The organism is Pseudonocardia sp. MH-G8, assembly GCF_002262885.1.
Classification (GTDB): domain Bacteria; phylum Actinomycetota; class Actinomycetes; order Mycobacteriales; family Pseudonocardiaceae; genus Pseudonocardia.
In genome coordinates, this window is record NZ_NKYF01000004.1 from 290,111 (window position 1) to 291,106 (window position 996).

At 70.1% G+C, this 996-nt stretch carries 1 protein-coding gene; it reads right to left on the minus strand.

The genetic code is table 11. The annotated features are described in order from the left end of the window. Window positions 1-105: 105 nt before the first annotated feature. On the minus strand, window positions 106-897 hold the full coding sequence (locus tag CFP66_RS13470; protein ID WP_143517249.1) for a hypothetical protein: 792 nt from the start codon (window positions 895-897) through the stop codon (window positions 106-108). Window positions 898-996: the final 99 nt, after the last annotated feature.

Genomic DNA, 996 nt, shown 5'->3' on the forward strand with positions numbered 1-996 from the left:
CACCGGCGTGACGACCCACGGAAAGGCGAGGTACCGTTGTTGTTCAGTTGTGCGTCCGGATCACCCCCCGGGGTGAGCAATGAATTCGCGGCGGGCGGCCTGGGGTCAGCTGCTCGTCGGAATGCCGTGACACACGGCGATCCGGGCGCGGATCACCTCCGCGAAGGCCGCTGCGTTGCACACCGGCACGACCATCGTGCCGCCGCGGTGCCGGAGCTCGATGACCTCTTCCCCGGTGACGAAGTACCGCTCGCCGCCGTCGAGCCGAACCCACGGGTTGTCCGCCGCCCGCCCCGGCCGTACCGAGACGGCCTCCACGTCGGCGAGCCGGACACCGATCCCGAACGCGGACATCGCCCCCGGACTCAGAATGGCGACGACTCCCTCGTCGGTCAGGCGCATCTCGTCCTGCAAGGCCCAGACCGGAGTGCCCGCCTGGTGCTCCGATCGGATCTTCTCGCTCACCTCGACCGCCATCTCGCCGAGCTCCGGCGTCAGCGGGAATCGCAGCGCCCGGCCTGCCATCACCACACAGACCAGCTCCACCACGGCGAGCGCCACCACGAGCAGGGCCTGCACCTGCCATTCCGCGGTGCCGGCGCTGCTCGCCAGCCCGACTGCGCAGGCGTGCGCCACGACCACCAGCAACGCCCGCCGCAGCCAGCGATCAGGACGGTGACGCACCGCATCCCGCCGCTCCAGCCAGAAGGCCGTGATCGGCGCCCCGATGACGAGAGCAGCGGCCGCCGCCGCCACCCCGACCGGCGCGACGCGGCCCCCGACGACCAACGTCAGTACGGCGACCAGCGCCGCCACGTGCACCACTACCGCCAGGCCCAGCCAGAACCACTGCCGACGAATGCGGTGAGAAATCAGCCTTTCATTGGAGTTGCTCACTCCGGATACCTCCACGATGTGAATTTCTGCCGGTCGATGCATGTCGAAGGCAGAAAGGTGGAGGTCCCCGGGCCCGCGCCACGGGGTGGCGGCCGCACG